The following is a 25,586-nucleotide window of genomic DNA, read 5'->3' on the forward strand; positions in this document are numbered from 1 at the left end:
TCCCACGGTGTTTACCTCGATATCTGGGGTTGTTTCCCCAGTAGACCATTCAAAGGTATTATTGGTGCTTCCATCAAAAATGCCGGCATTCAGTGTAATGGACTCCGGTGAATCATTTAGGCAATAGTAAACCTCACCGTCGCTTTGCAGGTTAGGAAGTTCGTGCACCCGTAAGGTCACTTCGGCAATCCCATAGCATGCATTATTGTTTTCTGCGCGTGCATAAATAATCTGAAAATAGGGAATTGAATTGGTGTATGAGGCTTCCAAGGCATTTTCTTCTAGAAGGGCATCATCATATGAGCTGTAGAAAGAAATAGGGAAACTGATGTTGTTGTTATTCTGTATTTGTAATGCCACCTCGTTTAAATCAAACGTATTGATACCGTCTTCAGAGTTGGGCTCATCACAAACACCGGGGACTTCATAGTCTGAAATTTGGGTGGTGCTAACTTCAAGGCTTACCTGTGAAATGCTGTAACATCCTGTCGAGGGGTCAAATACCCTGGCAAAAATAATTTGAGGGTTAGTTGTATTCAAATAGTTGTAATCTAAAGGTTGCAGATTGTCTTGAGCTTCCTCAAAAGATTCAAAATAGGCAATGGAAACTTGGTCAGGTGTGTTTGAAACTAGGCTGTTAGCTTCATTCAAATTGAACAGGGTAATTCCGTCAGGGCTAAAGTCTTGGTCACACTGCAATAGAGTAGCATCAAAGGCTTCGGGTGTTGGATTTATTTGCACTGTAAAAAAGTCAATATCAAAGCAATCCTCATTGTTAACATTTTTCATTTTTACATAAATATCCTGTAAAAAAGGTGTGCTATTATAATAGTTTAATGGAAGGCTATTTTCATTATTAATGGCATCGTTTTCAGATTCATAGAATGTTATGGAAAACAAATCGGGATCTTGTCCATTATATATTAAATCAATAAGAGAGGATAAATCTATTTCAGCCTGGCCATTAGTTTGGTTTCCATCGTTCAATCCTTCATCACAGAAAACGATATTTTGTAGCTCGGGGATGATGGGGGTGTCAAAAACAGTGATAGAAAATGAGGACAGATCATAGCAATTAGGGCTTCCGGTTAAATCAACCCTAACAAATATTTCTTGCGGATTGGTTGAATTGATAAAAGGGGAGTCTATTTCATTTTCTTTATTTTGTGCGTCTTCTGAAGATGGATAAAAGTGAACGCTGTATACCTCTGGATCTTGTCCGTTAAGAGCTTGATCTCCCAAAGTGGAAAAGTCAAATTGTATAATACCATCATTGTTATCGTCGCACTCTAAAATATCTTCTACTTCATGGGAAATAGGATTAGGGAAGTATTCAATTAAGGCCTCTCCTTCCAAATAATCACAATCTCCATCAATAAATTCAATTATAACATTATAGAATCCTGCCTGATTAATAACAAGATTATAACTAGTTTCTGGAATGATGTCGCCGTTAAACCTCCATGTATAGATAGCATTATCTAGTTGTGGAGCCGTAAGCGTAAAAGAGGAGCCTTCACATAATGGAAGGTAGGTGGATGTTACTTCTTGATTTCCTATAATGTCGACCTTTTCAGTGAAAAAGGATGTTATAAAAGGTGGTAGACCTTGGGTTGCCAAATTGCTGCCGAGATTTATAGCATTGTTTTCGTAATCGCAATTTATGCCCGCAATATTGGGGTCATTTATAACACTTAAAAACGGAAGACCTAATTCATAAGTGGCACTCATGGTTCTATATATTTTTCCATTAGGACCTAGCTGTAAGGCACTTCTATATAAATTTTGTTGGTCAAGAAGTACTTGAGAATCGTTAATGTTTGTAGCTGTTAAATCAAATTGGACAAGTTTAGAGTGATGGTTGTTGGGATTCTGATCACCTTCGCCAAATAGATCATTTGAAGAAGAAGCATAAAGAAGTTCGCTGCTAGGAGAAAATTCAATCCCATAAGGCGTATTGTTGTTCCCGTTAATTAGTAGTTTAAGAGAATTTGATACCACCCCAGTTGCCTTATCAAAATCAAAAATATAGAGTCCATCTTGTCCATTGGCAGCAGCCATTTTAGTGCCATCGGGTGAGAACTTTAAATATCCTCTCAAATCATTAACGTTCAAATTTCCAAAACTTGAAGTAATAGCCGTCGAAGAAACCCCATTTTCATCTACACCAAATACATGAAATGTATTCATTGAGCTTGCTGAATTACCCGTTGGATTGGATAAGGTAACAACCCAAACCTTACCTGTTTCACAGCTTTGTAAAACTGCAGAAATTTTTTCTGAACATTGGTTAAGCAGATTGATATTCTTTTGAACGACATCACCGTTCCCGCCATCCAATGTCAAATCTACAATTGAATATTTCAACCCAGTCAAGGATTGATTACTACCTACAGTAAATATATAATAAATGTTAGGGTCATCAGGTTTGGGGACAATAATGGCCGACTGACTACTAGAAGAATCCCCTAAAAGACCAAAACCATTTGGCATGAGGGTATGTAGATTATTGTAAACAAGTGTTCCATCGGTATACAATAAAAGATTCCCATCATTATCTGAAATCGAAGCACAACCCTCCAAAGTGGTCAGTTGCCCATCATTTACAGATGTAACAGTTCCATCATCATTAAATGTTATTCCAGCATTTTGACCAAAATACCAATTAGAAGCTTCTTGTTGGGCATGGATTTTACTGAAAAAAAGGAGTATGAATATACAGAGGGTAATCGATCTCATTTTTGATAGCAATAGCTACCAAATATATTATAAATCTCGCTTTTTTAATAATCTAAAAGATAAAAATACAAATATACCCGTCCAAGCCATTACGGTCAATATTTCATGCCAATGGACTGCATAATCATAGGTAAGGTCTATCTTGTCAGGATACTTGGTCATGATGATTCTTTGAAAAGGTTGGTCTATCAATTTATACATAGAGCCTAAAGGCAATCTATTCCATACTTGCCAAGCTGCATTGGTGCTTTCGGTGATTTCATAAACTCCCCAATAGATCAACCATTCTAGAATATAAAGGATAAATAGGAACCCTAGTGCAAACGCAGATTTTCTTAAAAGCATGCCTAAAAGAAGACATAGGCTGAAGAACCCAGTCAGTTTCATAAAATAGGCCAATAAAAAGTCCATTTCTCTAAAGATGATTGAGGCTTCAGTATAACTTGAATAATAGAGGCCAATAAAGAATGTTGCTAGTCCAATTAACAAGGTCGCGACTAGAGAAAAGAATACAATGGTATAAAATTTTGATAGTATGAATTCTTTCTTGCTCAAACCGTCAATAAGGTTTTGTTTCAAGGTTTTATTGCTATATTCATTACTTATCATGCTTACCACAACGATGGCAAAGAACAGTTTAAAATAAGAAGCAAAGAAAGTTGTTATGTGCCAAATTATTGGGAAATTGAAAATTCCCAACTCTCCCAATTCCAACGTGAAAAAGCCAAAGAAATTAATTTTGATGGAGGATAGTATCAAAACAGTAAATGGTAAAATGAATGATATAAATATCAAAATTTTACTCGTTCTGTTAAGAAGCAATTTTTGTAATTCTAAATTAATTAGACGTAACATATGATCTGATGGTTTTAGTTGGGTTGGAATTAATTGTCGGTTAGTTGAAGGAATTGTTCTTCTAGGCTTTCTTTTCGTTTAACCAAATGGGAAAGTGTAATGCCATTTTCAAACATCAATTTATTAATGTCTTGGGCCTCCATTGGTTGGTCTAGGAAGGCCACTATCAGCCCTTCTTCAATTTTGATCTTTCCAAACATTTTTTTCTCTTCTAAGAACTGAATCAATTTATCTGTATCGTTTGATCGAAGTTCCAAATAGCCATGACTACTGATCATTTCGTCTACAGGGCCTGAATAAAGTTTTTCGCCTTTTCTTAAAACAACCACATGAGAACATACTTTTTCAACTTCATCTAATAGGTGGGATGCAAGCAAAATAGTCGTGCCGTCTGACGCAATCTTTTTAATTAGGGATCTAATCTTATGAATTCCTTGTGGATCTAAACCATTGGTGGGTTCGTCCAAAATCAAAATTTCAGGATCATTTAAAAGAGCAGAGGCGATAGCTAGCCTTTGTTTCATCCCCAGAGAATAAGTTCTGAATTTATGGTCCTTTCTATCCCATAAATCTACAAGCTCCAATTTTTCTTGAATTTTGCTGTAATCCACTTCTTTTATTTTACAAACCAGCTTTAAATTTTCGTAAGCTGTCATATAAGGATAAAAGTTAGGTCTTTCAATAATGGCGCCTACTTTTTTCAAAGCTTCATGTGTTGACAAATTGCCATTAAACCATTGAAATTCGCCAGTGGTTTTGTTAACAACATTTAAAACAATGCCTAAAGTAGTTGATTTACCACTTCCGTTAGGACCTAAAATACCATAAACATTTCCTTTATTTATAGTAAATGATAAATCCTTAACAGCAGTGAGGTAGCCAAATTTCTTGGTAAGATGATTGATGGTGAGTATTGGTTCCAAATTGTTTTTGATTGTTTAGTTAAAAATATGACGAACTTGTCTTCAGAATGTTACAATTTATTTGAAAAACCTAAATTTAGTTTAAATTTAAGCTATGGATGATTTAAAGATATCAAAAAAGAAACCGACTTACCCAGTAAGTAGTAAATTACATGATTATCTGCAGGAATATAACAGAAATATACGCCTGCCCATATTCTATGATGACCTGTTAAGGTTTCAAGGATCCATAGTGGTTTATGATAAAAATGATGAGGACACTATGTGGATTCGAGTTTATTATAATGAATTTGACAGGGAAGAGATAGATTTAAGCTTGAAAAGGGTCTATTCTATCTTAATTTCAGATGGAAACGAAACGATCTTTAAATATCTGAATGTAGACTCTATAGACTACTGCACTTTTGGTAATTCTAAACCTTTTAGGGTTAAAGTTAGAAACATTCTCAATGACAACTATACTTATTTCTATGTGAAAAAGGCCGATGCGTCTAGGGTATATGGTTTGGAGTTGGAGCATATGTTATCACCCTATAATTTGAATTTTTTGGTTTACAAAGATACTTTGATAGAGGAGCACATAGCTGGAATACCAGGGGATGAATTTATCAAGCATATGTTGCCTGAATGTAGTCACGCTGAGAAATCTCAAATAGCGAAGGAATTTGTAAAGTTCAATGAACGCTGTATGATAAGGTTGCTAGGTGATATGCGTTCTTATAATTATGTCATAGTTCCCATTCATGATTTTGACCATGTGGTCTATAAAATTAGAGCCATTGATTTTGATCAACAATGTTATGAGGGCAAGTTAAAAATATACCGACCGCAATTTTTCAAGGAAAACTTTAAAATGGTGGAGTTGGTCAAGGAGAAAATTCAAAAGGAGTCCATTGAACAGTATAAAATAGAAGAGCGCTCCATCGTTGCCAAAAGAATGATCAGTTATCATGAAAGAATAGAAGAACTTTTGGATTGCATGCAAAATGATACTTTGTCAACCCCTGAGCACATAGCTATCTTAAAAGAGGAAATATATAATTATACGATGGATGTCGAATTTAGGAGAAGTAAGGGAATGGGGCAGATAATGAAAAATGCCTTGGATTTCGTCAAGCGAAATTACCAAGGCATGAATATGCAAAACTTTTTTTAATTCCAGTTTTCGTCAAAATCTAGACTTTCATAATCATCAATGTCGTAATCGTCATCAAACTCATCATTGAACTCGTCTAAATCATCGGCTTCAAAACTCCTTTCTGGTGCTTCGTCTGGAATTTGTCCATGGACAAACATTAAATTCGGATAATCGGTCCCTTCAGCCTCCTCAACAATTTCAGCCAATTCAACTAAAAATGTCCACATACTGAAAAAATCGTAAATATAGATAAGCCTAGTTTGAGCCTCATGAACCACATCGTTAAGGGTCGTTTCATTCATTAACCGGGCATTGGCTTCGTCGCTAATGTCGAACAATGAAATTTCTTCACCTTGTTCCCACTCATCATTACTCACATAAAACGAGGCCATTTCACTACCATCAAACCCAAAAGATTGGGTAATAGTATTATGGAAATCTTCTAACGTATCATTTTCACGAATCTCGATATCTCTAAAAATATCGTCTTCTGTATCGTTATCCAAAATGACTCTAAATCTGTAAATCATAGCTTTCTTTATTAATGCAAAGTTAGTAGTTTCCTTTTATTTGCTGAAACGATGCAGTGTAAAAGTCATACCCGTTAACAAGAAAAATGCACCAACTTGGTGTGCTACACCAAGCCAAACAGGAACTTGAAGCAAAATGGTGAAAACGCCAAGTAAAAATTGCAGTCCTACCAGGATAATTAAATAGTTGATAGATTTTTTTTGTAAATCTGTTAAGGTCAATTTTTTAGATTGGTTCCATATGATCAAAATCATAAGAACTACGATATAAGCTAGTGTTCTGTGTACAAATTGAACGCCACTTTTTCCTTCAAAGAAATTAAGCCATACTGGAGATTGTTCCATCAAAACCGTTTCATGCATAAATTGACCCTCGCTCATCATGGGCCAATGGTTATGAATAAATCCAGCATCTAAACCAGCTACGAAGGCACCATATATAATTTGAATTAACAAAATGACCATGCTCCATCTTACTAAATTTCTAAAAGAAAGATTTACAGTTTTTCTGTTGGGATAAATTAAATCCAAAGCCACCCAGAAGGTATATGCAAAGGTCACAAAAGCGGTTGTTAAATGAGCTGCCAACCTAAAATGACTAACGTCTGGCCGATCAACCAATCCGCTTTTTACCATGTACCAACCTAAGAACCCTTGGAACGCTCCCATTCCCAAAAGGATGATTGATTTTTTAATGGTTTTTGAGGTTAACTGCTTAGTCATTAAAAAATAGATGAAAGGAATTAGGAAGACAACACCTATTAACCTTCCTATTAATCTATGAAACCACTCCCAAAAATAGATGTCTTTAAAATCTTCTAAAGAAAAATGGGTATTGAGCTTTTGGTATTCTGGATATTGTTTGTACAGGTCAAAAGCTTCATGCCATTCCTGCTCTGTGATAGGTGGGATAGCTCCTGAAATCAATTTGTAATTTGAAATGGATAATCCCGAGTGTGTCAATCTGGTAATGCCACCTACAATAACCATTATAAATATGAGAAAACAGCCCGTAAAGAGCCAGTAAATCACTTTTTTGTTGTCTTTCTTCATGATTTATTTAATTGTTTTTCAAAACAAATACTATTTTCAATTCCTTGATAGGGACCATAGTTTTCGATAATCTGATACCCATTTTTCTTGTAAAGTTGAATGGCTTCAGGTTGTTTTTTTCCGGTCTCCAATACGGCTTTTTTGAAACCTATTTCATTGGCCCAATTTTCTAGACCTAATAAAATGGTTGAGGCAAATCCTTTTCCTCTGTAATCAGGAACTACATACATTCTTTTAATTTCGACGGAAGTAGAATCCATTTTTTTAAAGGCACCACAGCCTATAGCCATACCTCCCTGATAAAAAATTAAACAATGGTGTAGGGTGTCAATACCGTTAAATTGCGCATAAAATGAATGCTCTTCGCCATCTCTTAAAGCCAAATCCAAATCCAAAGCTTTCACTAATTCAATGAAGTCTGGATGAGAGGAATCGGTTCTAAGAAGGTCAATCATTGCTTATTTCTTGATTTATGGTAAGTCCTAGTCTTTTTCCTTCTTCTAGCATCAATTGGAAAGCAGCGTCATGTTCATTAGGGATGTCACCTTCCAGAATGGCTTCCTTAATCGCTTCCTTAATGATGCCAATTTCTTTGGATGGCTTAATATTGAAGGTGTTCATAATATCTTCGCCGCTAATAGGTGGTTGAAAGTTCCTTACGTGATCCCGTTCTTCGACTTCAATAATTTTGTCTCGTACTACTTTGAAGTTGTTATGGTATTTTCTGAATTTCTTTGGGTTTTTTGTGGTAATATCGGCTTCACAAAGTGTCATTAAATCATCCACAAAGTCACCAGCATCAAAGACGAGTCTTCTTACGGCCGAGTCCGTTACTTCTTCATTGGCTAGTACGATAGGACGCGAACTCATCATGACCATTTTTTGAACGAATTTCATTTTTTCGTTTAATGGCATTTTAAGTCTTTTGAATAATCTGTAGACCATTTTTGATCCTTCAAATTCATGACCGTGGAAGGTCCATCCAATTTTCTTATGGAATTTTTTGGTAGGGGCTTTACCTATATCATGTAAAAGAGCAGCCCAACGTAACCAAACGTCATCTGTATTTTCTGATATATTGTCAACGACCTCCAAAGTATGATAAAAATTATCCTTGTGACGTTGGCCTTCAACTTCGTCGATACCTTTTAAAGCTGTTAGTTCGGGTAATATTTTATCTAAAAGACCAGTTTTCTCCAGTAATAAAAACCCTTTGGATGGTTTGGGGCTTTCCAAAATTTTATGAAGTTCGGTAACTATGCGTTCTTTGGTGATTATTTTGATGCGCTCGTTGTTCTTCTCAATCGCCTTTAAAGATTCTTCTTCAATCCAAAAATCCAATTGGGTAGCAAATCTAATAGCTCTCATCATTCGCAAAGGATCGTCACTGTAGGTGATATCTGGATCTAAAGGAGTTTTTATTGTTTTGTCTTCTAAATCCTGGATTCCATTAAACGGATCCAGCAATTCTCCAAAAGCATTTTTATCTAGGTTTAAAGCCAAGGCATTGATGGTGAAGTCTCTTCGATTTTGATCATCTTCCAAAGTACCGTCTTCAACTACCGGATTTCGGCTATCTTCATTATAACTTTCCTTTCGAGCACCTACAAATTCAATTTCCAAATCTTCATAACGCAGCATGGCTGTTCCGTAGGTTTTAAAGACCTGGACCTTTGGTTTGTTTGGTAAATTTTTTGAAACCTGTTTCGCTAAGGCAATGCCGCTTCCAACGGCTACAATATCAATGTCTTTTTTGGAGTCTCTACCTAATAGAAAATCCCTAACAAACCCTCCAATAACATAGCTATCTACTCCTAGTGTTTGAGCAGATTCAGAAATGATTTGAAAAATGGGGTGTTGTATGGCTTCTTTGTAATTCATGAGAATGAAACACTTTTACCTCGTCTTTGGTTGTAAAAGGTTGTTATTTTCTAATCACTTGAACTTTACCATCATTGCTTAATTTGATTATTGCTGATGGCTTGGTTCCAGATTTTACATTCGGCAAATTTACCACATAATCTACACCTTTTAAAATCTCCTCATTAATTTCTTTGAAGGATTTTGGAGTACTTTCACCACTGATATTTGCGGAAGTAGAAACAAGAGGTTTTCTTAACTTTTTTATGAGTTGGTGAGCAAAACCTTCGCGCACAACTCTAATGGCAAGTGTGTCATCGGCTGCTACCAAATTTTCAGCTACTCTTATGGGCCTATCATAAATAATAGTTGTTGGTTTTACGGCATATTTTAAAATGTCATAGGCAACTTCAGGAACATCCTCAACATACTGATTTAACATCTTAAAGTCGCTTACAAGACAAATCATAGATTTACTTTCAGAACGGCGCTTAAGTTCATAAATTTTATTGATGGCGTCAAAATTGGTAGCGTCGCAGCCAATTCCCCAAACAGTATCTGTTGGATAGAGAAGGGTACCACCTTGTTTAAGGGTTTCCAGAGAATTTACTAGTTCTTTTTGAAATGCAGTATTCAACTTATTTATATCTTTGAAATTCATGCAAAATTAAATGAATCTAATTTATTATACGTCCAATAAAGGAAATTTTGGAGACGATTTAAATAAATGGCTTTGGCCAAAGGTGTTTGGGGATCAATTTCTTGATGTAAATAGTGATACTGCCTTTTTAGGCATCGGGTCTATTTTAATGAGGGATTCAAACTATCTTCATAAGGCATCAGAATTTTCGAAGAAGGTTGTTTTTGGAACTGGTTTGAGATCAATTGATGAAGATTTGGTTTTTGACGAATCTTGGGATTTGATGTTCTTAAGAGGGCCTTTTAGTTCTTTAAGATTGCAAAGGCAAGCCGATAATTATATTACAGACGGAGCTTATTTTATTGCGCTCCTTGAACAATATGAAAAATATATAAATATGCCTAAGCGGCATGAAGTGAGTGTTGTTCCTTATTATCAATCTGTGGATAAGGTTGATTGGAATGCAATCTGTAAGGCTAATTCCTGGAATCTTATTTTACCAACAGGTGATGATGTAGAAGGGTTCATTGAGGAGATTGCTGCAAGTAAGTATGTTATTTCTGAAGCAATGCATGGTGCGATTATTGCCGATGCACTAAGAGTTCCTTGGAAACGATTTAAATTCTACTCTCATAAAATGGAAGGTGATAAGGTAGCCGAATGGAAATGGAATGATTGGATGTTTTCTGTAGGAATTTATGAGAGCCAATATATCGATGCTGAAATAAAGAGAGAGAAATTAAAATATAAGTTGGTCCCTTCCTGGTACCAGGCACGAAATCAAAAGAAAATTTTGGAGAAATTCCAAAACCATGAATTGGTACCTTTTACGTTATCATCTGATGATCGATTTAAGGAAATCGTAAGCCAATTGGAAAGTAAAAAACAGGAATTCATTAAAAAATACCTGTCATAGATGAATAAGGATCCCAAGAAAATTCTTTTTTTTTATCCTGAGAACCCACTTCAGCTTCATCAAGGTAACAATGCTCGGGCGCTTGCTTTATTGAAATACTTTAGGGAGCGGGAATTTGAAGTTGATTTTGTAGGTGAACAAAAGGAAGGAATTTCTTTATCAGAACTGGAAAGTCTGAAAAATCTTGGATTTGTAAACAATTGTTGGCTGTTACCTGATACTAAAAGCGGAGGCCTCAAATACCTTTTTCAAGTATCACTACCTAAAAAAATGTCTAAAATTCCTAAAGCCTTTGATAGAAGAAAATTAGGACATCAACAAGCATTTAATGATATTCTGAAAGGAAACAATTATGATTTTGTTATTATTTCCTATTCATGCTGGATTCCTTTAGTATTAAATAATCCTCATTTAAAAGATTCCCAAATCATAGTGGATACTCATGATTTGCTAACCTCACAATTTAAATCTTACAAATCTTTTGAATTAGGTAGTTTTTTTAGCGCTGAGATGCAATTATTGGATGCAATGGATCGGGTTTGGGCGATTTCAATTGAGGAAAAGTACTTATTTGAACAATTTCTGAGTAGTAAGGTAGATTTAGTACCTCATATTCAGCAAAAACATGAGTTTCACGTAGAAAAGAGTATTGATATCCTTTATGTGGCAAGTGATAATGAACATAATCGTATTGGAGCCCGTTGGTTTTTTGATCATGTTTATCCAATGTTGTCAAACGATTTGAAAATTACGGTAGTAGGTAAAGTTGGAGATTTCATTCCAGATGGTGACCAAATTAAGAAGATTAGGTATGTAGAGGATTTGACAGAGGTTTATGCGCAAGCAAGGGTTGTTATTTGTCCTATGTTTAGTGGAACCGGATTAAAGATTAAGGTCGTTGAAGCCTTGTCACATGGACTGCCAGTAGTGTGTAACGAGAGGGGAGTGGATGGTTTAATAAATAAAACAAGGAACGGTTGTTTAGTGACAAACTCTCCAACAAAGTTCTCTGGTTTCATAGATAAACTTCTGAATGATATAGATTTTTATAAGGAGCATAGTAGTTTAGCTCATTCTTTTTTTGATGAGCAATTCTCCAAAGAGCAGGTTTACTCTAAATTAGATAGTATTTTTGAAATTGAATAAGATTGGGATCAATGAAAAAGATTAAAAAGACATGGTATAAGCTTGTTGATAGGGACAAGTATTTGGAAATTAAACAAGAGATCAGACAGGATAAAGTAAGGGATAAATTTTCTCCAAGCTTAATGAATGAGTTAAGCAGAATTAATAATCAGATCGCAACAAAAACATCCTTGAATTTTGTGCATTCCGGTCATATGGGAGATTTACTATATGCCCTACCTGTCATCAAGGAACTTTCCAAAACAAAAGAGTGCCATTTGTATGTCAAGTTAGATGAACAGTATAATGAGACCTATTACAAACACCCTTCTGGTAATACTTTAATTTCTAAAAGGTCATATAATATGTTGGAGCCCCTATTGCAGGCTCAAACTTATTTAAAGTCGGTAAAACCTTACCAAGGGGAATCCATTGATGTTGATTTAGATTTGTTTAGGGCGTTACCTATCTCAAATCAATTTCATTCTTTTAGATGGTATTTTCATGTAACGGGTATTCATGCGGATATGGCAGAACCCTATTTGGAAGTAACGCCACATGAACAAGTAAAGGATAAGGTTGTTATCGTAAGAACTTTTAGGGCAAGGAATAGTTTTGTGGATTATGGATTTTTAAAGAATTATAATGATTTACTTTTTTTGGGGACTAAGGAGGAGTATGAGGAGCTTCATAAGAGTATCCCAAATTTGGAGTTTTATGATGTTAAGGATTTCTTGGAAATGGCTCAAATAATTAAAGCTTCAAGGTTTTACATCAGTAATCAAACTATGGCTTATGCCATTGCAGAAGGCTTAAAGGTGCCAAGATTATTGGAGGCCTTTCCAGATTTTCCCGTTATGTTTCCGACGACAACCAATGGTAGGGATTTCTATTTTCAAGATCAATTTGAAAATTATGTGAAAGACATGTTTGACCGATATTAAAGACTAAAGATATTTGTCACCCATGATTTTAAGGTGTATTCTTGATATATTTCTTCTGGTAAACTTTCATAATTAGTCGATATAAATGCTTTTGAGGGTACTTTTGAATCTTCCAAAACAAAAATGTTTTCTGGTTTATAAAAGTTATAGGCCTTAACAGATTGGTTGTTAGTAATGATTTTCTTTCTTAAACCCATAGCTTCAAAAAACCGAAAGCTTAAGCCTGTTTGATTTTTTCTGATCAAATCAATAATGCAATGGCATTGTTCATAAAATGCTAGCATCTCACTTTGTGAAAGTGGTTGAAATTGGAAATCAATAAGATCACCGTAAGATTCAATGAGTTTTGAAAGTTTTCTTTCTTTTCCAACCACAATGCATCTATGCTTAATATTGTATGGTTTTAATTGTTTCAATAGAGAAATTAATTCATCAAAGCGGTCGTCATAGGAACCGACAAAACCTATATCGTAAACCTCTTTAGTTTCAATAGTGTTGTCAATGTAATTATAGTTTGAAGTTGGAAGGAAACCGTATTTCGCTATATCCTCTAGGTCAAAGGAATAAATTTTATCAAAAACCCCGTTCAATAAATGGTCAACGGAATATCTGGACATACTATCATAGAGGTAGGCCATATAGTTTTTTGTGAATTCTTTGATCTTGAGATGGTATTTCAACTCAATAATCTCGGGGTTGATAACCAAAATCTGGTCTTGTTGACCAAGTTCCTTTAATCTTTGGATAATATACTCCTGTCTTCTTATTTTTTTTAGGTTTTTTTTGGCGAAAGTTTTACTTAATACATTCGTTATTTTGTCTTTAAGGCTTTGGTGCTGGTAGTCTCCAATTTTGATATGATGTGCTTCATGCCCAAGGTTATTTAGGCAATTGACGATGTGATAATCATAATTCCAATGATCAAAACTTATGATGCAAATTTTTTGAGGCATTTATCAGGAATTTGAGTTAAAAATAAAGGAAATTAATTTATTGATGACCTAGCCTAATGTTTTTTATATTTTTGTTTGAAACATTCAAGTTCTATGAAAAAGATCCAAGTGGGATTTCTATTGTCCTATGATTATGAGAAACTCAAAAAATCTATTCCAGCGGTGTATGATGAAGCAGATTCTATTTTCTTGGCTTTGGATCAAGAAATGCGAACATGGTCTGGAAAATCATTTACTATAGAGGATTCTTTTTTTAAGTGGCTTGAAGCATTTGATCAAAAGGGGAAAATTCAAGTTTACAAGGATAATTTTTATGTACCTGAACTATCTCCACTTCAAAACGATACAAGAGAAAGGCATATGCTATCCATGAAAATGGGCATTGGAAATTGGTTGGTGCAAATCGATGCAGATGAGGTCTTTACAGATTTTAAAACATTTGTTGCCAAATTAAGAACATTAAATCATTATTTAGATCGACCAGAAACCCATCCCATTCAACTAGGGGGATGGCATTTAAATCTTTATAAGAATCTGGAAACGGGGGTTCTATATGTGGAAAATCCTACTAAGATGGTAATAGCTACCAATTACCCCAATTATAAAGTAGCGAGAAAGACTAAGGAACGTATTATTTACACAGATGCGTTGTTAATACATGAATGTTTAGCAAGAACAGAAAAGGACCTTGCTTTTAAATTGGAAAATTGGGGTCACAGTCATCAAATCAATGAGGAATTCTTTGATAAATGGAAAAAGGCTAACGATACAAACTATGAGCAGTTTTCTGATTTGTTTTATTTAAGTAACAAAGACCTTTGGAAATCCTTAGGGTATTTCAAATCAAAGGACTTAATTGATGTTAAAAGGGAAGTTGAAAATGCACCTCATTTAAAGCCTTCTAAATTCTTTTTAGCTAAAAAGAATTTTGGTCAATGGTTTAAACATTTAAAGATTTTCAAATTGGGTAAAAAGCCTGAATTTGAATCCTATTTCTAATGACAAGCACATTAATCATAAGTTCCTATAATTGGCCTCAAGCTTTGGAGTTGGTTTTGAAAAGTATTCAAAATCAATCGAAGATGCCAAGTGAAATTATTGTTGCTGAAGATGGGGAGGATGAGGAAACTAAATCATTATTGACCACTTATTCGGAAAAGTTTGAGATTCCTTTAATTCATGTTCGACATGAGGATAAAGGGTTTAGAAAGGCGGTCATTCTAAACAAGGCAATTGCTAAAGCTAGTGGTGACTATATTATTCAAGCGGATGGAGATTGTATTCTACATAGGCATTTTGTGAATGACCATTTGAGTTTTGCTTCAAACAATATGTATTTATATGGTAGCAGGGTAAATATTCAAAAAAATTATTTAGAAACCTTGTTTGAAAATAAACAGATAAAGTTTTCTCCATTTTCTCGGGGAATAAAGAAAAGAACGAGAGCTCTGTACTTACCACTATTAAGCTCATTATATAAAGAGCACTCTGAATTTTCAAGCAAATATAGAGGATGTAATACATCTTACTTTAGAGAAGATGCCATAAGGGTAAATGGTTATAATGAGTCCATTCAAGGATGGGGTAGAGAAGATTCAGAATTTGCAATTCGCTTACTTAATTCTGGTGTCAATGGAAGGCGATTGAGGTATAGGGGCATTGTATTTCATATATTTCACCCAGAAAAATCAAGAGATCAATTAGATCGAAATGATAAAATTGAAAAGGAGACCATTAAAAACAATATCACTTGGTGTAAATTGGGAATAGACCAATATTTATAATCTTTAATTCAGGTGCCTGTACATTAACCATAGTTTAATGTATCTTTTAAAAACGGCAAAAGCATTAACATAACAGAGAATAAACCCTTCTTTACCATCCAAAAAACCTAATCTGAAAACATAATTTTGAACAAATTTGTACCACGGTTTAAATAGAAAGTGGTACAAATTGGGCCTGACATTCTTTTGATATAAATCTTTAGCTTGTAGGTCGCTGTATTGCGTTAACTTGTTGTTGTAATGGTCAAACCCTTGATAGCCATAATGCTCTAAAGGTTGTTTTAAAACGCCTGTGGAACCCTCACAAATTAAAGTTTCATGAACCAAGTTGGAATTGTAATGACAATAATTTTTGTTAAACAGACGGGCAACCTTATCGGTTTGAAAACCAGAATGTTTAATGCGTTTTCCCATAAAGTGAAAGTTCCTTTTCACCTCATACGCTTGGAATTTAGGTTCGTTTTTAACCGTAGAAATTATTTCATCAGCTAAACTTGAGTTGATTAATTCATCCAAATCAAAAAAGGTAACCCAGTCATGTTTGGCCAATGAAAGCGCAAAGTTTTTTTGATCTGAAAAATTTTCAAACGTTCTTTGAATCACTTTGGCTCCCAAGGATTCTGCTAGTGAAACCGTATTGTCTGTACTATGGGAATCTACAATAATTATTTCGTCGGCAAATGATAAGCTTTTAATGTATCGCTCAATATTCTGGCTTTCGTTGTAAGTGATGGCAACCGCGCTTATCATGTTGGTTTCTGGAATGGGCTTATTATCTTTGTGTCAAAAGTAAGAAATAAGCTTAAATTTATTTGAATTAAAACCTAAACCATGGCAAAATTACCTGTTTTGATGTATCATAATGTCGTAGATAGCACTAATGAAAGTGAGGGATTGACGGTTAGTGTTTCAAAACTAGAGGAGCAATTTGCTTATTTGAAAAGTCATGGGTACACTTCCTTGCATTTTAAAGATTTGTCCGCTTTTAAATCTGAGGCTGATTTTCCTGAAAAAGCTGTCATTATTACATTTGATGATGTCTATGAAAATCAATTAATTCATGCTTATCCCTTATTGGAGAAATATGGCCTAAAGGCCTGTTTTTATATTCCCTTTGCTTATGTTGGGGACTTGGATGATTGGAATACGGGCAAAGAAAAAATCATGACGATTGACCAACTAAAATCCTTAAATGAAGAAATAGTTGAGTTGGGGCTTCATAGTTTTAATCATGGGAAATATGACCAAATGAGCGTTGAAGCCATTCAAGAGGATTTTGATCTCTGTAAGGAATTTATTCAGAATAATAGCTTAGTTGTTCATAATACATTGGCCTATCCATATGGAAAATATCCTAAAAAAGGAGAAGAGCAAACAACTTTTTTTAAGCTCCTTCATGAAAACAAAATAGGATATGGATTAAGAATCGGAAATCGCGTCAATCAATATCCGTTTAAAAATTTGTATGAGATACAGCGTATTGACGTGAAGGGAGAGTATGATTTGAAAACTTTTATTAAACGGCTTAAAAAAGGAAAAAGTTGGTTTTAGTTAACTCATGTTTTTCTTCAGTAACATCAATTTGGCATATCTGGAAAAAACACCATAAGCATTGATGCTCGCAATGGCTAATCCTGGAATGCCATCCAAGAATCCACCCCTTAAAATATAACTACTGAAAAAGCGGTAAAACGGTTTAAAAGCCAAATGAAAATAAGTAACCTTTTTATTTTTCTTCAATAATTGTTCAGCCTGAAACCACGCATAGCTATCTTTTTTACCGATATAATGTCCTAAGCCTTTATAGGTGAAATGTAGTACTGGAGTTTTAAGTTTTCCGATACTGCCATCTACAATCAATTTTTCATGCACCAATCCCTCAAAATGACATTTTTCTCTTAAAACCAGACGTGTTACATCATTGTCGTGATGATATAAAAACCGATTCATAAAAAAATGGGGGAAATTAAGTTTGTAGGCAGTATGTGTACCTTTTTCCATCGCATCATAAATTTCCTTTTTTAAAGGAAAGGTGATCCTTTCATCAGCATCAACAAACAAAATCCAATCCCCAGTAGCATAGGATAAAGCATGGTTTTTTTGATTGGAAAAGTTGTCAAATTTTCTAGGTAAAACTCGGGCTCCAAAGGATTTGGCTATTTGCACTGTTTTATCGGTACTCATGGAGTCTACGACTAATATCTCATCAGCAAATTGGACCGAATGCAACGCATCAGCAATATAGTGTTCCTCATTAAAGGTAGGAATGATGACCGATAAGGTAGGCATAGGCTGTTTTAAGGCAAAGTTATTAAAATAACTTTATCTTTGTGGTATCAAATAAAAGGCCTTTTAACAGCAGTATTTTCATGAAAATTGACACATCAATAGTAATAAGCACATATAATTCTCCTGAATGGTTAGAAAAGGTTCTTATTGGATATAATAACCAGACTTATAGACAATTTGAAATAGTAATTGCCGATGATGGGTCGGGTAAAGAAACCTTTGATTTGATAGAGGAATTGTCAAATAAGGTATTTTATAAAATTCAGCATATTTGGCATGAAGACAACGGTTTTCAGAAATCACAAATTTTGAATAAAGCCATTGTTGCATGTACCACAGATTATATTTTGATGTCTGATGGCGATTGCATTCCAAGGCAAGATTTTGTTGAACAACACGTTAAATATAGAGAGGAAGGGTTCTTTATTTCTGGAGGTTATTTTATGTTGCCCATGAATATTTCAAAACTTATTACTGAAGAAGATATTAATGAAGGGAAGTGTTTTGATGTCGCTTGGTTAAAGCATCATGGATTAAAATCGTCTTTCAAGAATAATAAGTTAACTGCTTCAGGATTTAAAGCTGCTTTTTTAAATTATGTAACACCTACTAATGCCAGTTGGAATGGTCATAACGCCTCGGGCTGGAAAAAGGATATTATTGCTATTAATGGGTTTGATGAACGAATGCAATATGGAGGCCAAGATAGAGAGTTGGGAGAGCGATTATTTAATTACGGTGTTAAAAGCAAACAAATAAGATATAGTGCAGTTTGTGTGCATTTGGATCATAAACGAGGCTATAAAAATCAAGATTCCATAGATAAAAACCTGCAGATAAGAAAGGAAACTAAAGAAGAGAAAAAAGTCTGGACCGACTTTGGAATCATCAAAAAGTAGTTTGATGTATGAAATATGATGCATCAATAATAATCAGTACTTATAACCAACCAGATTGGTTGTACAAGGTTTTATTGGGGTATGCGCAACAGACACATCAAAACTTCGAGATTATTGTAGCCGATGATGGTTCAAAAATGGATACTTATCAAATCATTCAAAACTTCAAAAAGCAAACCTCCTATGCCATAAAGCATATTTGGCAAGAAGACGAAGGGTTTCAAAAGAACCGAATTTTAAATAAGGCTATAAGGGCGTCCAAGTCGCCTTATCTAATCTTTACTGATGGTGATTGCATCCCAAGGAAGGATTTTGTAGAAAAACATTTGACTTTAAGAAAGCCCAAAGCGTTCTTGTCTGGGGGCTATTTTAAATTACCTAAAATGATTTCCGAAAAGATTTCAAAAGAGGATATATGTAATCAATATTGTTTTGATAAGTTTTGGTTGATCAAGCAAGGATTAAAGAAAAATTTTAAATTGAACAAATTGACATCTAGGGGATTAAAGGAAAATCTACTTAATCAATGGACTCCTACCAAAGCCACATGGGATGGGATGAATGCATCAGGCTGGAAAAAGGACATTCTAGCGGTAAATGGATTTGATGAGCGCATGAAATATGGTGGGGAAGATAGAGAACTGGGTGAACGCTTAATGAATCTAGGTATTAAACCTATTCAGGCCAGATACAGTTTGATTTGTGTTCATTTGCATCATGAAAGAGGGTATAAAAATACTGTAGATTTCGATCGGAACAAACAAATAAGAAAGGAAACCAAATCAAAGAAAAAGACCTGGACAGATTATGGTATCAATCAGTCCTGAAGCCTTTTAGAAAACACGCCGATTTTCCAATATTTATCTGAAACTTCACTTTCTACAGTTTTAAAATCAACCGTGTGAAGGTCTTTTCGTTGAAAAAAGTCCCAACATTCAGGGCGCTCTCTAAACATGGAAACTATTATAATACCGTTGGGATTCAGATAAGATTTCATCAATTCTAGAACTGGTTTTTTCTTGGAATCCATGATGTAATAAAAAATTTCATTGAAAATGATGATGTCAAACTTTTGTTTTGGTTCAAACAATTGAACATCGTTGGTTTCAAATTGAGCTTTAAAATGTTGCTTTTTAATAGCTTTTTCAATCGAAATCGCTGAAAAATCTACGCCATAAAAAAGATTGTAATCTTCAGGAAGTAAATAATCCAATAAAATAGCCTCTCCACAACCTAGAGCCAAAATATCAGGGTTTGAAATACCATAGGTTCTAATGTGCTCTGAAATGGTGAGGTATCTCACACTTTCAGACTCATCCTTGAGTAAATCCCAACGGCCTGATTTATACTGCTTATCCCAGCGGAGTTTTCTTCTCCAAGAATGAAATCTATCTATTGTGTTCATAAATTCATCTCTAAAAATGATTTCAATTTGGGGATAATCATATCGGGGGTTAATTTTTTATAAAGCTCGTGGGGATCTTTTTCTATTTTTCGTCTTTCTTCAACAGTAAAAGAATCATACAGGTTGGGTTTCTCTTCTAAAAGATGAATCGATTGATGTATTTTGCCATCCTCAAAAGTGGCCCAATGATCTTTATTGACATAAGGAGAAAAAATGGTGAAAGTTGGTCTATTCAATGCCTTGGCAATATGAACCACACCTCCTTCGTTTCCTACTAGTAATTGGCATTGGTTTAACAGCTTAATTAATCCCCTTACGCTGTCTTCATAAATGTCTATAATAATCTTGTCTTTATTTTCACACTGGTTATAAATTATTAAGGCTTCATCCTTTTGGTGTGGGGCATAATTAAATATGATATTCAGGTTGTAGGTGTTAGTTATAAAGTTAATAATTTCTACAATAAAATCATAAGGCATGGTTTTTTGGGGGGTACTACCCAAAACTCCAAGCATAATGCAAGGTTTGTATAAATCTACTTTATTGTAATTTTTTTCCTTTTCTGTTAAAACAATTTTGGGTTCGTAGTCAATTTGGTCTTCCATAAGGTCAAAGACCGATTTAACCATATTCACACGATCTTCAATCGCTTTTCCACAACTTTTAGATTTCTTTTTTAGTAAGGGAATGTTATGAGTGTAAAAGTTTAAAGGTGGTTTTTTTTCTCGTTTTTTAAAACCAATTCTGGTAGGGGTTTTAGATAATAGGCAAATAACTCGGCTTTGCAATTTGGCATAAGGATCAAAAATAATATCATACTTATCCTTCCTTATTTTTAAGGCTAACTGTATAAGATTGTCGGCTTTTTTAAGTTCTTTTTCATTGATTTCAATGATGTTGTCAATGGCCGGATTATGTCTTATGACATCTGCTGTATAATCATATACCAGATAATCAACCTGAGATTTTGGAAAAACCTTTTTGATGTTTTGAGCGATAACAGATGCGATTAAAACATCTCCAATTCGCTTGTTTTGTATGACCAGTATTTTCTTCATTGATGTGTAAACATACATGCAAATTATTGCTTTTTCTCCTTTTATTAAAAAATCAATTCATATATCTTTGATCGCGTATGAGTGATTCTAAAAGACATGTGGTTGTTCATCCTGATTATAAGGAATTTGAATCTGAAATTTTGGATTGTATTGAATCATTCAAAAAGGAAGGGGATCTGGTTTTAGATGGAGGAAGAAATATTATTAAATCCTTTTCATTAGGTAGTGAGATTATTAACATCAAATCGTTTAAAAAACCACAATTTTTTCAAGCATTTGTTTATAAGTATCTTAGAGAATCGAAGGCCAAAAGGTCATTTGAATATGCGAGAAAACTTATAAATCTGGGAATTTCTACGCCGTTTCCAATTGCTTATGTAGAAGATTTTTCATCAATAGGTTTGGATTCCAGTTTCTATGTAAGCAAACATATAGACTATGATTTTGACTTTAGGGATTTGATTCATCAACCTCGGTTTCCTGATCGCCAAAATATCTTAGAGCAATTTACCGAGTTTACTTTTCAATTACATGAGAATGGTATTAATTTTTTAGATCATTCACCTGGAAATACGTTGATTTTGAATCAAGGCCAAGGAACATATCAATTCTTCTTAATCGATTTGAATCGTATGGTATTTGAACCGATGGGTTTTGAAAAACGGATGCACAATTTTAGGCGGTTGTGGCTTTCCAAGACCATGGTAGATATCATGTCAAAAAAATATGCCAAGCTATGTAATAGACCTGAGAGTGAAGTTTATGAAGCTATGTTAAAGCATAGTAGGACCTTCCAAAAGAAAATAGATAGTAAAAAGCTTAGAAGAAGCGGAAGGAAAATGAATTTTAAAAAATAAAACCCAAAAGCGTTACACCTTTGGGTTTTCAAATTCAGTTAAATTTATTTTAAACCGCAACGTCATATTCACGAAGCGCGTTGTTTAAAGAAGTCTTTTTATCAGTGCTTTCTTTTCTTTTCCCAATGATTAAAGCACATGGAACATTAAAGGTTCCCGCTGCAAACTCTTTAGAATAACTTCCTGGAATAACCACCGATCTAGCAGGAACAATACCTTTCATTTCCACAGGTTCATCACCTGTAACATCTATTATTTTTGTAGAAGCAGTCAAAACTACATTGGCACCCAATACAGCCTCTTTTTCTACCTTCACGCCTTCCACAACGATACATCTACTACCTATAAAAGCATTGTCCTCAATAATAACAGGAGCTGCTTGCAATGGCTCTAAAACGCCACCAATACCAACGCCTCCTGAAAGGTGTACATTTTTGCCGATTTGTGCACAACTACCAACGGTAGCCCAAGTATCAACCATAGTTCCTTCATCTACAAAGGCGCCAATGTTAACGTAACTTGGCATCATAATAACTCCTTTAGAAATGTAAGCACCATGACGTGCTACTGCATGAGGAACAACCCTAATTCCTTTTTCTGCATATCCGGTTTTTAATGGAATTTTATCATGGTATTCGAAAATTCCAACTTCAAAGGTTTCCATTTTTTGAATAGGGAAATATAAAACTACTGCTTTTTTAATCCATTCATTTACTTGCCAGCCATCCTCGGTAGGATTAGCAACTCTTAAAACACCTGCATCTAAAAGTGATATTACTTCTCTTATAGCATTAATAGTGGTTTCTTCTGTTAGCAAGGAACGATCATCCCAAGCTTTTTCTATAATGTTTTTTAAATCGGTCATCTCAAAAAATTTATTTGTGCAAAGATACAGTTTAGATCAAATATCAATAGTGCAAACAGTATAATTTGGAAAAATAGCTTCATAATGGATACTTATTATAAATTTGCAGAATGGGAAGATTATTGGCCATAGATTATGGAAAGGTACGCACGGGAATTGCAATAACTGATGAACTTCAAATCATTGCCTCTGGTTTGACTACCGTTGAAACCAAAGAGTTGTTGCCTTTTCTTAAAGATTATTGTGAGAAGGAGCAAGTGGAAAAGTTCATTGTTGGGGAACCTAAACAGATGAACAATCAAGAGTCTGAAAGTGAAGTCTTGATTAAACCTTTTTTGGAGAAACTTCAAAACCAATTTCCTAAAATACCCATAGAGAGAGTAGACGAGAGGTTTACTTCAAAAATGGCTTTTCAAACCATGATTGATAGTGGATTGTCCAAAAAAAAGCGGAGAGACAAATCGTTAATTGATGAAATTAGCGCGACCCTAATTCTTCAAAGTTACCTGTATAATCAATAGAGATGTTTAAAGCTTTCTTAAATCCCATAATTATTATGTGATTAAGCTTTAAGAATTGTATTTTTGTGCCCAATTATAAATGAATTAAAATGGTATTACCAATTGTTGCATACGGAGATCCGGTTTTAAAAAAGGTAGGGGAGGAAATAAGTAAAGATTATCCCAAGCTTAATGAACTGATTGATAATATGTATGAGACCATGGATCAAGCGTTCGGAGTTGGTTTGGCAGCACCTCAAATTGGTTTGGCCATCAGATTGTTTGTTGTGGATGCTTCTCCATTTGCAGAAGACGAATCTCTTTCAGATGATGAGCAAGCTTATTTAAAAACATTTAAAAAAACCTTCATCAATGCGAAAATTTTAATGGAAGAAGGTGATGAATGGGCGTTTAATGAGGGCTGTTTGAGCATTCCAGATGTGAGAGAAGATGTGTTTAGAAAACCGCGAATTACGATGGAATATCAAGATGAAAATTTTGAATCCCACACCGAAGTTTTTGATGGATTGGCGGCTAGAATTATCCAACATGAATACGACCATATTGACGGCATTCTTTTTACTGATAAACTTTCCAGTTTGAAGAAACGTTTAATAAAAGGGAAACTATCCAATATTTCCAAAGGAAATATCAAAGTGGACTACAGAATGAAGTTTCCTAATATGAAAAAAAGAAGATAACACCCTTATTGAAGATTAATTAATTAGACTTTACAAATTTATGAGTTTAGAAAAAGTATTATCTATTGCTGGTAAACCAGGATTATACAAATTATTAACACAAACCCGCACGGGTTTTATTGCTGAATCTTTAATTGACAAGAAAAAAATATCAGTGAGTATTCATCAAAATGTTAGCCTATTAAGTGAAATTGCAGTTTATACGCTAACAGAAGAGGTGCCACTTAGGGAGGTTTTCAAAAAGATTAAGGAAAAGGAAGATGGAGGGGCAACGTCTGTTTCTCATAAGGATTCTAAAGACCAATTGGAGGAATACTTTTTTGAAGTATTACCGGATTATGATGAAGATAGAGTGTATGTGAGTGATATCAAAAAAGTAATCCAATGGTATAACTTATTACAAAAACACGATATGATGGACTTTGAAGCTAGTGAAAAAGTTAAGGCTTCAGACGAGGAAGAATAGTCCTATCATATGTTTAAAAAATTTTTATAAAATCTGGTTCTTTCAACCAGATTTTTTTCATTTATAACCTATCTTGAAAATAAAAATATGAATACAAGAACAGACCAATTAAAGGCATTTAATAGATTGTTGGATATCATGGATGATTTGAGGGAAAAATGCCCTTGGGATAAAAAACAAACCATGGAATCTCTAAGGCACTTGACTATTGAGGAAACCTATGAGTTGGGAGATGCTATTTTAGACAATGATTTGCAAGAGGTTAAGAAGGAGCTAGGTGATGTGTTGTTACATATTGTTTTTTATGCCAAAATAGGAAGTGAAACCAATGATTTTGATATCGCCGATGTCTGTCACAGTATTTGTGATAAATTGGTAGACAGGCATCCCCATATTTATGGAGATGTACAGGTTAAAGATGAAGAGGATGTGAAGCGCAATTGGGAAAATCTTAAATTAAAGGAAGGTAAGAAGAGTGTTTTGGAGGGAGTTCCTAAAAGCCTTCCTGCTTTGGTTAAGGCAAATCGCATACAAGACAAGGTTTCTGGGGTTGGATTTGATTGGGAAGAACCACATCAAGTCTGGGAAAAATTAAAGGAAGAGATTGAAGAATTGCAGCATGAGATAGTTGAGGATAATAAAGATGCCATAGAAAGTGAGTTTGGTGACGTGTTGTTTTCTATGGTGAATTATGCAAGATTTTTAAAAGTCAACCCTGAAAATGCTCTTGAACGAACGAATAAAAAATTCTCTAAAAGATTTCAATATTTAGAAGGTAAGGCTAAGGAATTGAACAAAGAATTAAAGGACATGACCCTCGCAGAAATGGACGTTTTTTGGGAGGAAGCAAAAAAAATATAATTTTTTTTAATCTTCGAAATCCAAAACAGTTTTATCCCCGTATATAATACCAAATGACACGTTCATATTCATAAGTAGATTAATAGCAGAATCATTTCTTACCTTAATTGTGTCATTTAACGTAAGTAGGTTATTTTTTAGTTGGGAAAAAAATAACTGTTTAGTTAGTTTAGTTAGAAGCTAAAACCCTATTTGGAAACTCCAGATAGGGTTTAGTTGTTTTTA

28 protein-coding genes are annotated in these 25,586 nt (G+C 34.4%); 14 read left to right on the forward strand and 14 right to left on the reverse strand.

The annotated features are described in order from the left end of the window. The 3 genes from LOK78_RS10765 to LOK78_RS10775 form a co-directional block, all read right to left on the reverse strand. The coding region (locus LOK78_RS10765; RefSeq protein ID WP_232634906.1) for an FIDD domain-containing protein at window positions 1–2,739 on the reverse strand (2,739 nt) is incomplete at its 3' end. A 27-nt stretch (window positions 2,740–2,766) separates the two neighbouring features. Next, complete coding sequence (locus LOK78_RS10770) at window positions 2,767–3,594, reverse strand: ABC transporter permease (RefSeq protein ID WP_232634907.1); 828 nt, start codon at window positions 3,592–3,594, stop codon at window positions 2,767–2,769. 29 nt (window positions 3,595–3,623) lie between these two features. Continuing rightward, entirely contained in the window at window positions 3,624–4,517 is an 894-nt protein-coding gene (locus LOK78_RS10775) for an ABC transporter ATP-binding protein (RefSeq protein WP_053971594.1), read from the reverse strand. 94 nt (window positions 4,518–4,611) lie between these two features. Between LOK78_RS10775 and LOK78_RS10780 the strand changes: the two genes are divergently transcribed. After that, on the forward strand, window positions 4,612–5,673 hold the full coding sequence (locus tag LOK78_RS10780; RefSeq protein ID WP_166960110.1) for a hypothetical protein: 1,062 nt from the start codon (window positions 4,612–4,614) through the stop codon (window positions 5,671–5,673). Here LOK78_RS10780 and LOK78_RS10785 read toward each other — a convergent pair. Genes LOK78_RS10785 through LOK78_RS10805 form a run of 5 tightly spaced genes read right to left on the reverse strand, consistent with a single transcriptional unit; the run spans window position 5,670 to window position 9,759 of the window. Further along, complete coding sequence (locus LOK78_RS10785) at window positions 5,670–6,185, reverse strand: IS1096 element passenger TnpR family protein (protein ID WP_053971596.1); 516 nt, start codon at window positions 6,183–6,185, stop codon at window positions 5,670–5,672. The two genes, LOK78_RS10780 and LOK78_RS10785, sit on opposite strands and share 4 nt — an antisense overlap. Window positions 6,186–6,221: 36 nt before the next feature. Further along, a complete protein-coding gene (locus LOK78_RS10790) occupies window positions 6,222–7,238 on the reverse strand; it encodes a COX15/CtaA family protein (protein WP_232634908.1) in 1,017 nt (338 codons plus the stop codon). Continuing rightward, complete coding sequence (locus tag LOK78_RS10795) at window positions 7,235–7,693, reverse strand: GNAT family N-acetyltransferase (RefSeq protein ID WP_232634909.1); 459 nt, start codon at window positions 7,691–7,693, stop codon at window positions 7,235–7,237. Before LOK78_RS10795 ends, LOK78_RS10790 begins: the two co-directional genes overlap by 4 nt. Next, a complete protein-coding gene (locus LOK78_RS10800) occupies window positions 7,686–9,119 on the reverse strand; it encodes a CCA tRNA nucleotidyltransferase (protein WP_232634910.1) in 1,434 nt (477 codons plus the stop codon). The genes LOK78_RS10795 and LOK78_RS10800 overlap by 8 nt, the downstream gene beginning before the upstream one ends. A 43-nt stretch (window positions 9,120–9,162) precedes the next feature. Further along, window positions 9,163–9,759, reverse strand: coding sequence for an L-threonylcarbamoyladenylate synthase (locus tag LOK78_RS10805; protein ID WP_232405873.1), 597 nt, complete (start codon window positions 9,757–9,759; stop codon window positions 9,163–9,165). 10 nt (window positions 9,760–9,769) lie between these two features. On the opposite strand from LOK78_RS10805, the gene LOK78_RS10810 reads away from it, so the two are divergent. From LOK78_RS10810 to LOK78_RS10820, 3 genes are read left to right on the forward strand one after another with little or no spacing between them, the layout of a single operon-like run. Next, window positions 9,770–10,654, forward strand: a complete 885-nt coding sequence (locus LOK78_RS10810; protein ID WP_232394998.1) for a polysaccharide pyruvyl transferase family protein — start codon at window positions 9,770–9,772, stop codon at window positions 10,652–10,654. Beyond that, window positions 10,655–11,800 (forward strand): glycosyltransferase, encoded by a 1,146-nt coding sequence (locus tag LOK78_RS10815; protein WP_232634911.1) that lies wholly within the window; start codon window positions 10,655–10,657, stop codon window positions 11,798–11,800. It begins immediately after the preceding gene. Between the two features lie 11 nt (window positions 11,801–11,811). Then, window positions 11,812–12,723, forward strand: coding sequence for a hypothetical protein (locus tag LOK78_RS10820; RefSeq protein ID WP_232634912.1), 912 nt, complete (start codon window positions 11,812–11,814; stop codon window positions 12,721–12,723). On the opposite strand, the gene LOK78_RS10825 is transcribed toward LOK78_RS10820, so the two are convergent. Beyond that, entirely contained in the window at window positions 12,720–13,676 is a 957-nt protein-coding gene (locus tag LOK78_RS10825) for a WaaS/CpsH family glycosyltransferase (RefSeq protein ID WP_232634913.1), read from the reverse strand. The genes LOK78_RS10820 and LOK78_RS10825 overlap by 4 nt on opposite strands. A 93-nt stretch (window positions 13,677–13,769) precedes the next feature. On the opposite strand from LOK78_RS10825, the gene LOK78_RS10830 reads away from it, so the two are divergent. Both LOK78_RS10830 and LOK78_RS10835 read left to right on the forward strand, forming a co-directional pair. Next, window positions 13,770–14,675, forward strand: coding sequence for a hypothetical protein (locus tag LOK78_RS10830; RefSeq protein ID WP_166960136.1), 906 nt, complete (start codon window positions 13,770–13,772; stop codon window positions 14,673–14,675). After that, window positions 14,675–15,460 carry a glycosyltransferase family 2 protein gene (locus LOK78_RS10835; protein ID WP_232634914.1) on the forward strand — a complete coding sequence of 262 codons (786 nt, stop codon included), beginning with the start codon at window positions 14,675–14,677 and terminating at the stop codon, window positions 15,458–15,460. The genes LOK78_RS10830 and LOK78_RS10835 overlap by 1 nt, the downstream gene beginning before the upstream one ends. A 3-nt stretch (window positions 15,461–15,463) precedes the next feature. Here the strand turns inward: LOK78_RS10835 and LOK78_RS10840 are convergent, their stop codons facing one another. Beyond that, window positions 15,464–16,210, reverse strand: a complete 747-nt coding sequence (locus LOK78_RS10840) for a glycosyltransferase family 2 protein (protein WP_232634915.1) — start codon at window positions 16,208–16,210, stop codon at window positions 15,464–15,466. A gap of 81 nt (window positions 16,211–16,291) precedes the next feature. On the opposite strand from LOK78_RS10840, the gene LOK78_RS10845 reads away from it, so the two are divergent. After that, window positions 16,292–17,011 carry a polysaccharide deacetylase family protein gene (locus LOK78_RS10845; protein WP_232634916.1) on the forward strand — a complete coding sequence of 240 codons (720 nt, stop codon included), beginning with the start codon at window positions 16,292–16,294 and terminating at the stop codon, window positions 17,009–17,011. On the opposite strand, the gene LOK78_RS10850 is transcribed toward LOK78_RS10845, so the two are convergent. Beyond that, window positions 17,012–17,749, reverse strand: coding sequence for a glycosyltransferase family 2 protein (locus tag LOK78_RS10850; RefSeq protein ID WP_232634917.1), 738 nt, complete (start codon window positions 17,747–17,749; stop codon window positions 17,012–17,014). It lies immediately after the preceding gene. A gap of 80 nt (window positions 17,750–17,829) precedes the next feature. Here LOK78_RS10850 and LOK78_RS10855 point away from each other — a divergent pair, with 80 nt between their 5' ends. Then, window positions 17,830–18,648: a glycosyltransferase family 2 protein gene (locus LOK78_RS10855; protein WP_232634918.1), complete on the forward strand. Its 819-nt coding sequence runs from the start codon at window positions 17,830–17,832 to the stop codon at window positions 18,646–18,648. Between the two features lie 8 nt (window positions 18,649–18,656). After that, on the forward strand, window positions 18,657–19,475 hold the full coding sequence (locus LOK78_RS10860) for a glycosyltransferase family 2 protein (RefSeq protein WP_166960150.1): 819 nt from the start codon (window positions 18,657–18,659) through the stop codon (window positions 19,473–19,475). On the opposite strand, the gene LOK78_RS10865 is transcribed toward LOK78_RS10860, so the two are convergent. Both LOK78_RS10865 and LOK78_RS10870 read right to left on the reverse strand, forming a co-directional pair. Then, a complete protein-coding gene (locus LOK78_RS10865) occupies window positions 19,466–20,053 on the reverse strand; it encodes a class I SAM-dependent methyltransferase (RefSeq protein WP_232394989.1) in 588 nt (195 codons plus the stop codon). The two genes, LOK78_RS10860 and LOK78_RS10865, sit on opposite strands and share 10 nt — an antisense overlap. Beyond that, window positions 20,050–21,111 (reverse strand): glycosyltransferase family 9 protein, encoded by a 1,062-nt coding sequence (locus tag LOK78_RS10870; RefSeq protein WP_053971613.1) that lies wholly within the window; start codon window positions 21,109–21,111, stop codon window positions 20,050–20,052. Before LOK78_RS10870 ends, LOK78_RS10865 begins: the two co-directional genes overlap by 4 nt. Before the next feature lie 77 nt (window positions 21,112–21,188). On the opposite strand from LOK78_RS10870, the gene LOK78_RS10875 reads away from it, so the two are divergent. Beyond that, window positions 21,189–21,968, forward strand: a complete 780-nt coding sequence (locus LOK78_RS10875; RefSeq protein WP_232634919.1) for a lipopolysaccharide kinase InaA family protein — start codon at window positions 21,189–21,191, stop codon at window positions 21,966–21,968. Between the two features lie 49 nt (window positions 21,969–22,017). Here the strand turns inward: LOK78_RS10875 and LOK78_RS10880 are convergent, their stop codons facing one another. After that, window positions 22,018–22,833: a 2,3,4,5-tetrahydropyridine-2,6-dicarboxylate N-succinyltransferase gene (locus tag LOK78_RS10880; protein ID WP_053971615.1), complete on the reverse strand. Its 816-nt coding sequence runs from the start codon at window positions 22,831–22,833 to the stop codon at window positions 22,018–22,020. Window positions 22,834–22,943: 110 nt separating this feature from the next. On the opposite strand from LOK78_RS10880, the gene ruvX reads away from it, so the two are divergent. The 4 genes from ruvX (at window position 22,944) to mazG (ending at window position 25,361) form a co-directional block, all read left to right on the forward strand. After that, window positions 22,944–23,354: a Holliday junction resolvase RuvX gene (ruvX, locus tag LOK78_RS10885; protein WP_053971616.1), complete on the forward strand. Its 411-nt coding sequence runs from the start codon at window positions 22,944–22,946 to the stop codon at window positions 23,352–23,354. 89 nt (window positions 23,355–23,443) lie between these two features. Next, window positions 23,444–24,034 carry a peptide deformylase gene (gene def, locus LOK78_RS10890; protein ID WP_166960160.1) on the forward strand — a complete coding sequence of 197 codons (591 nt, stop codon included), beginning with the start codon at window positions 23,444–23,446 and terminating at the stop codon, window positions 24,032–24,034. Window positions 24,035–24,074: 40 nt separating this feature from the next. Beyond that, window positions 24,075–24,500: a DUF5606 family protein gene (locus LOK78_RS10895; RefSeq protein WP_053971618.1), complete on the forward strand. Its 426-nt coding sequence runs from the start codon at window positions 24,075–24,077 to the stop codon at window positions 24,498–24,500. An 87-nt stretch (window positions 24,501–24,587) separates the two neighbouring features. Beyond that, complete coding sequence (gene mazG, locus LOK78_RS10900; RefSeq protein WP_232634920.1) at window positions 24,588–25,361, forward strand: nucleoside triphosphate pyrophosphohydrolase; 774 nt, start codon at window positions 24,588–24,590, stop codon at window positions 25,359–25,361. Window positions 25,362–25,586: the final 225 nt, after the last annotated feature.

This window comes from Mangrovimonas futianensis, from assembly GCF_021245805.1.
In the GTDB taxonomy this organism is placed as follows: domain Bacteria; phylum Bacteroidota; class Bacteroidia; order Flavobacteriales; family Flavobacteriaceae; genus Mangrovimonas; species Mangrovimonas futianensis.

Excerpts from the sequence above, each read along its gene's own strand:
- mazG (WP_232634920.1), top strand. The coding sequence starts at position 24,588 with ATGAATACAAGAACAGACCAATTAAAGGCATTTAATAGATTGTTGGAT.
- LOK78_RS10790 (WP_232634908.1), bottom strand. The coding sequence starts at position 7,238 with ATGAAGAAAGACAACAAAAAAGTGATTTACTGGCTCTTTACGGGCTGT.
- LOK78_RS10780 (WP_166960110.1), top strand. The coding sequence starts at position 4,612 with ATGGATGATTTAAAGATATCAAAAAAGAAACCGACTTACCCAGTAAGT.
- LOK78_RS10860 (WP_166960150.1), top strand. The coding sequence starts at position 18,657 with ATGAAATATGATGCATCAATAATAATCAGTACTTATAACCAACCAGAT.
- LOK78_RS10855 (WP_232634918.1), top strand. The coding sequence starts at position 17,830 with ATGAAAATTGACACATCAATAGTAATAAGCACATATAATTCTCCTGAA.
- LOK78_RS10830 (WP_166960136.1), top strand. The coding sequence starts at position 13,770 with ATGAAAAAGATCCAAGTGGGATTTCTATTGTCCTATGATTATGAGAAA.
- LOK78_RS10870 (WP_053971613.1), bottom strand. The coding sequence starts at position 21,111 with ATGAAGAAAATACTGGTCATACAAAACAAGCGAATTGGAGATGTTTTA.
- LOK78_RS10820 (WP_232634912.1), top strand. The coding sequence starts at position 11,812 with ATGAAAAAGATTAAAAAGACATGGTATAAGCTTGTTGATAGGGACAAG.
- LOK78_RS10800 (WP_232634910.1), bottom strand. The coding sequence starts at position 9,119 with ATGAATTACAAAGAAGCCATACAACACCCCATTTTTCAAATCATTTCT.
- ruvX (WP_053971616.1), top strand. The coding sequence starts at position 22,944 with ATGGGAAGATTATTGGCCATAGATTATGGAAAGGTACGCACGGGAATT.
- LOK78_RS10850 (WP_232634917.1), bottom strand. The coding sequence starts at position 17,749 with ATGCCTACCTTATCGGTCATCATTCCTACCTTTAATGAGGAACACTAT.
- LOK78_RS10845 (WP_232634916.1), top strand. The coding sequence starts at position 16,292 with ATGGCAAAATTACCTGTTTTGATGTATCATAATGTCGTAGATAGCACT.
- LOK78_RS10825 (WP_232634913.1), bottom strand. The coding sequence starts at position 13,676 with ATGCCTCAAAAAATTTGCATCATAAGTTTTGATCATTGGAATTATGAT.
- LOK78_RS10835 (WP_232634914.1), top strand. The coding sequence starts at position 14,675 with ATGACAAGCACATTAATCATAAGTTCCTATAATTGGCCTCAAGCTTTG.
- LOK78_RS10880 (WP_053971615.1), bottom strand. The coding sequence starts at position 22,833 with ATGACCGATTTAAAAAACATTATAGAAAAAGCTTGGGATGATCGTTCC.
- LOK78_RS10810 (WP_232394998.1), top strand. The coding sequence starts at position 9,770 with ATGAATCTAATTTATTATACGTCCAATAAAGGAAATTTTGGAGACGAT.
- LOK78_RS10770 (WP_232634907.1), bottom strand. The coding sequence starts at position 3,594 with ATGTTACGTCTAATTAATTTAGAATTACAAAAATTGCTTCTTAACAGA.
- LOK78_RS10815 (WP_232634911.1), top strand. The coding sequence starts at position 10,655 with ATGAATAAGGATCCCAAGAAAATTCTTTTTTTTTATCCTGAGAACCCA.
- LOK78_RS10865 (WP_232394989.1), bottom strand. The coding sequence starts at position 20,053 with ATGAACACAATAGATAGATTTCATTCTTGGAGAAGAAAACTCCGCTGG.
- LOK78_RS10805 (WP_232405873.1), bottom strand. The coding sequence starts at position 9,759 with ATGAATTTCAAAGATATAAATAAGTTGAATACTGCATTTCAAAAAGAA.
- LOK78_RS10795 (WP_232634909.1), bottom strand. The coding sequence starts at position 7,693 with ATGATTGACCTTCTTAGAACCGATTCCTCTCATCCAGACTTCATTGAA.
- def (WP_166960160.1), top strand. The coding sequence starts at position 23,444 with ATGGTATTACCAATTGTTGCATACGGAGATCCGGTTTTAAAAAAGGTA.
- LOK78_RS10875 (WP_232634919.1), top strand. The coding sequence starts at position 21,189 with ATGAGTGATTCTAAAAGACATGTGGTTGTTCATCCTGATTATAAGGAA.
- LOK78_RS10840 (WP_232634915.1), bottom strand. The coding sequence starts at position 16,210 with ATGATAAGCGCGGTTGCCATCACTTACAACGAAAGCCAGAATATTGAG.
- LOK78_RS10895 (WP_053971618.1), top strand. The coding sequence starts at position 24,075 with ATGAGTTTAGAAAAAGTATTATCTATTGCTGGTAAACCAGGATTATAC.
- LOK78_RS10785 (WP_053971596.1), bottom strand. The coding sequence starts at position 6,185 with ATGATTTACAGATTTAGAGTCATTTTGGATAACGATACAGAAGACGAT.